5 protein-coding genes are annotated in these 4,212 nt (G+C 67.4%); 2 read left to right on the forward strand and 3 right to left on the reverse strand.

Annotation, left to right across the window (positions count from 1 at the left end; all coding sequences use genetic code 11):
* Positions 1–425 (reverse strand): hypothetical protein (locus V5A38_RS14430; protein ID WP_332326463.1); only part of this gene is annotated, 425 nt, incomplete at its 3' end.
* 130 nt (positions 426–555) lie between these two features.
* Between V5A38_RS14430 and V5A38_RS14435 the strand changes: the two genes are divergently transcribed.
* Positions 556–1,596, forward strand: a complete 1,041-nt coding sequence (locus V5A38_RS14435) for a DUF1611 domain-containing protein (protein ID WP_332326464.1) — start codon at positions 556–558, stop codon at positions 1,594–1,596.
* Positions 1,593–2,636, forward strand: coding sequence for a dipeptide epimerase (locus tag V5A38_RS14440; RefSeq protein WP_332326465.1), 1,044 nt, complete (start codon positions 1,593–1,595; stop codon positions 2,634–2,636). The genes V5A38_RS14435 and V5A38_RS14440 overlap by 4 nt, the downstream gene beginning before the upstream one ends.
* Positions 2,637–2,655: 19 nt before the next feature.
* Here V5A38_RS14440 and V5A38_RS14445 read toward each other — a convergent pair whose 3' ends face one another.
* Both V5A38_RS14445 and V5A38_RS14450 read right to left on the reverse strand, forming a co-directional pair.
* On the reverse strand, positions 2,656–2,802 hold the full coding sequence (locus tag V5A38_RS14445) for a hypothetical protein (RefSeq protein ID WP_332326466.1): 147 nt from the start codon (positions 2,800–2,802) through the stop codon (positions 2,656–2,658).
* A gap of 430 nt (positions 2,803–3,232) precedes the next feature.
* A complete protein-coding gene (locus tag V5A38_RS14450) occupies positions 3,233–4,018 on the reverse strand; it encodes a PspA/IM30 family protein (RefSeq protein ID WP_332326467.1) in 786 nt (261 codons plus the stop codon).
* Positions 4,019–4,212: the final 194 nt, after the last annotated feature.

Genomic DNA, 4,212 nt, shown 5'->3' on the forward strand with positions numbered 1-4,212 from the left:
CCGCGCCAAGAGAGCGCGCCTGCAAGCGAGAGCAGCGAGACGGCCAGTGGGCCGAGCCAGGCGAGGCCGATTACCCAGAACAGGCCCTGCTCCGGGCCGGCACTGGCGGCGACCGGCAGCGCAAGCAGCGGGAGAATGGCGCTCCCGATGGCGCCGACCGCCGAGAGCCCGAACAGGAGTCGCTGCCGACGCTGGAACTGGATACCGTAGCCGTCGCCCGGCGGGATGGCGAAGCCGAGCGCGCAGACGGCGATGCCGACGACGCCGAACGCGTAGAGAAACAGCAACGCGAGGCCGCCGGGCAGCCCACCCTGGTCGGGGATGGGCATGAGTTCGGTGATCTGCCAGAACGACCCGACGGCGACGAGCGCCCCGAGGGCGGCCACTGGCAGCTGGAGGGAGCCGAGAACCGAGCGGAGGTTCATGTCAGAACGTTTGTCGATTCGGCAATAAGTTTTCTGTCGGCATGGGAGACGATTCTGCCAGCCCAGATCGAAAGAGGCCTCGATTACCGTAGGGGGCCGATTTATGCCCCCGCTCGCCCTTTCCCCAGCCATGGCCGACACCAGACGGATCGCAGTGCTCGCACACGAGAAGTTTCCCGGTCGCGCCAAAACCGCTCTCGGGGTGATGCGCTACAGCGACGACGAAACCGTCGCCGTCATCGACCGTGACCTGGCCGGCGACCGTGTCGCCGACCACACGGACACAGTCCCGGACGCGCCCATCGTCGGCTCCTTCAACGAGGTTCCCGGCGACGTGGACGCGCTCCTCATCGGCGTCGCCCCCATCGGCGGCGGCTTCGACGAGTCCTGGCGCCCGGACGTGGTTGCCGCGCTCGAAGCCGGGGTCGACGTCGTCGCCGGCCTGCACTACTTCCTGAGCGAGGACGAGCAGTTCTCTAAACTCGCCGCCGAGTACGGCGGGGAGCTCCACGACGTGCGCAAACCCCACCCCGGAATCGGCGTCGCCGACGGGAGATCCGCCGACATCGACGCCGAGGTCGTCCTCACTGTGGGGACGGACTGCTCGGTCGGGAAGATGACGACCACGTGTGAACTCGTCGATGCCGCACAGGAGGCGGGTATCGACGCCGGTTTCGTCCCGACGGGCCAGACTGGGATCATGATCGCCGGCTGGGGGAACCCCGTCGACCGCGTGGTGAGCGACTTCACCGCGGGCGCCGTCGAGGAGATGCTGCTCGAGCGCGGCGACGAACACGACGTGCTGTTCGTCGAGGGGCAGGGAAGCATCGTCCACCCCGCCTACTCTGCGGTCACCTGCGGTATCCTCCACGGCTCGATGGCCGACAAACTCGTCCTCTGTCACGAGGCCGGCAAAGCGGCGATTCACGGCTACGAGGAGACCGAACTGCCGCCGATTCCGGAGTACGTCGACCTCTACGAGAGTCTCGCCGAACCGGTCCACGAGACGGCGGTCGTCGCCGGCGCCATCAACACCAGCCATATCGCCGACGACGACGTCGCCCGGACGACCGTCGAGGAGTATGGCCATGAACTCGGCGGCCCCGCGTCAGACCCGATTCGGTTCGGCGTCGGAGAACTCGTCGAGGAACTCGTGGGGGAGCACAAATGACGCTCACCACCGGGTACGAGCGTGTCACGCTGCCGCTGGCCAACGCGTTCACCATCTCGCGTGGCACGACGGAGGCGGCCGAGAACGTCATCGTTCGCATCACCGACGAGGGCGGGATGACCGGCATCGGCGGCGCTGCACCCTCCGCCCACTACGGCGAGACCGCAGACACCGTCGAGGCAGTCCTCCCTGACCTGCTGGCAGTGGTCGAAGAGATCGGCGACCCGCACGCGCTGACCGAGATCGAACGGCGGATGGCCCACGTCGTCGAGCGCAATCCGGCCGCGCGCTGTGCGGTCTCCATCGCCCTTCACGACCTCGCGGCCAAGCGGACCGGCCTCCCGCTCTCACGGCTCTGGGGGCTGAACCCGACCGAGGCGCCGACGAGTTCGTTCACTATCGGCCTGGACACGACACCGAAGGTGCGCGAGAAGACCGCCGACGCCGTCGACGAGGGCTACTCGGTGCTGAAGGTCAAGCTCGGCACGGACCGGGACAAGGAGCTCATCGAGGCCATCCGCGAGGAGGCGCCCGATGCCACGCTCCGCGTCGACGCCAACGAGGCGTGGACGCCCCGGGAGACGGTGCGGAACTCCCGCTGGCTCGCGGAGCACGACGTGGAGTTCATCGAACAGCCCGTCCCCGCGGAGGACCCGGAGGGCCTGAAGTTCGCCTACGAGCGCAGTGAACTCCCCATCGCGGCCGACGAGTCCTGTCTCACCCTCGCGGATATCCCCGAAATCGCCGACAAATGCGATATCGCGAACCTGAAGCTGATGAAATGTGGCGGGCTACTGGAGGCCAAGCGCATGGTCCACGCTGCCCGCGCCCACGGGCTCGAAGTGATGCTCGGCTGCATGGTCGAGAGCAACGCCAGCATCGCCGCGGGCGCCCACCTCGGCCCGCTGCTCGATTACGCCGACCTGGACGGCTCGCTCCTGCTCGCGGACGACCCCTACGAAGGGGTCGACCTCTCGCAGGGTGAGATCCGGCTGGACGAACTGGACCGGCCCGGCACGGGCGCGCGACGGGCCGAGTAGCGCCGCCGGGCGTTCTCTGCTACCAGTCGAACTCCACGTCCCGGTCGGTCTCTCGCAGGATGAACGGCCCGATGGAGAGGGTGCGTTTCGTGACAGTGACGATTCGGAGGATGTAGGCCAGCAGCACCGCGAACGGCAGCAGCGCAATCGCGACGATGGCGCCCACCTGCAACAGCGAGTACGGGACGCCGAGGAGGCCGCCGGGCTGACGGGTTGGTCGAGCATCGCAGCCACGTCTTCGCGGAACGCTATCGCGTCCTCCATCCGCCCGCGCTGGTCGCCGACGGCACCCTGTTCCTGTGAGAGGACGAGCTGTGAGAGCGTCAGCACCAGCGTCACGCCGGTCACCGTCGAGGTGATGAGCGCCTGGGCCAGCGTCTCCACAGGGTCGCCGTCAGCGGCCAGTTCCGCTGCCGGGGTGGGGTGGGCCAGTCCGCCGGCGACGACGCCGAAAAAGAGCGCCGAGACGATACCGAGCGAAACGAGCCGGCGGTCGGCGCCCAGTAGAAGCCAGAGTTTGCGCGTGCTCGCCTCCGCCCGCTCGCGCATCGTATCGCTCGGCTGGTTCGCCTGCCCGCTCGTCTCACCCGAGTCGCTCACTCCTCGTCCCGAACGTCGTCGAGTTCGCTCTCGATGTCGGCGTTGGCTTCCTCTGTCTCGGCGTGCTCCTCAGCAGCCTCGGTCCCGTCACCCAGCTCGCGTTTCAACGTCCGGAGTTCGGACTCCACCTCGTCCTCATTCTGGACGGCGCTGAGCTCCCGGTCGATGTAGTCCTCGTCGGAGAGTGCATCCTCGAACGCGCCGCTCTCCTGGAGTTCGTCCATCGCCTCCGCGCGGGCCTCCATCTCCTCGGTGCGCTCCTCCGAGCGCTCGATAGCGCGGCTCACGTCGGACATCTCCTCGCCCGCGCCGGTCATCGCCTCCGCGACTTTGGTTTCGGCCTCGGCGGCCTGGTGACGTGCCTTCATCGTCTCCTTTCTGGTTCGGAACTCCTCGATGCGGCTCTGGAGCTCGTTTTTCTTTCCGACGAGTCGGTTCTGGCTCTCCTGGAGGTCGGCGATCTGGCTCTCCAGGCTCTCGATCTCGTCCATCTTGGATTTCTTCTTCTCCAGGGCCTCGCGGGCCAGATCCTCGCGGTTCTGACGGACCGCTTCACGGGCCTGCTCGTTGTGTTTCTCGACGTTCTCCGCCAGCCGGCGCTTCTGAATCTCCAGACGCTTTTTCTGGGTCGTCAGATCGGCGATACCCTGTTTGACCTCCTGTAACCGGTCGCGCATCTGCTCGTAGGAGTAGTCGAGCGTCTCGTCCGGGTCCTCCGACCGGTCGAGTACCGCGCTCAGCTTCGACCGGATGACGTAGGAGGCGCGCGAGAGGATTCCCATAGACGGAGATGTGGCCGACACGGCCTTAAAGTTCCCGCGGGGGTGAGGCGTTCGACCCGTGCTGAGCGGAAAGCGCCTTGTCAGGGGCGCCCCCAGGGGGAGTCATGAGCGAACCGGTGGTGGTCCCGAGCGCGCGAGATGTGCGGGCCAGCCTCGACAGCCCCGACGAGGGTGTGCGGGCCAGCCTCGACAGC

It is taken from the genome of Halolamina sp. (assembly GCF_036626355.1).
Lineage (GTDB): Archaea > Halobacteriota > Halobacteria > Halobacteriales > Haloferacaceae > Halolamina.

Bases quoted from the DNA above. Each gene is read 5' to 3' on its own strand.
- V5A38_RS14435 (WP_332326464.1), top strand. From the start codon at position 556: ATGGCCGACACCAGACGGATCGCAGTGCTCGCACACGAGAAGTTTCCC.
- V5A38_RS14440 (WP_332326465.1), top strand. From the start codon at position 1,593: ATGACGCTCACCACCGGGTACGAGCGTGTCACGCTGCCGCTGGCCAAC.
- V5A38_RS14450 (WP_332326467.1), bottom strand. From the start codon at position 4,018: ATGGGAATCCTCTCGCGCGCCTCCTACGTCATCCGGTCGAAGCTGAGC.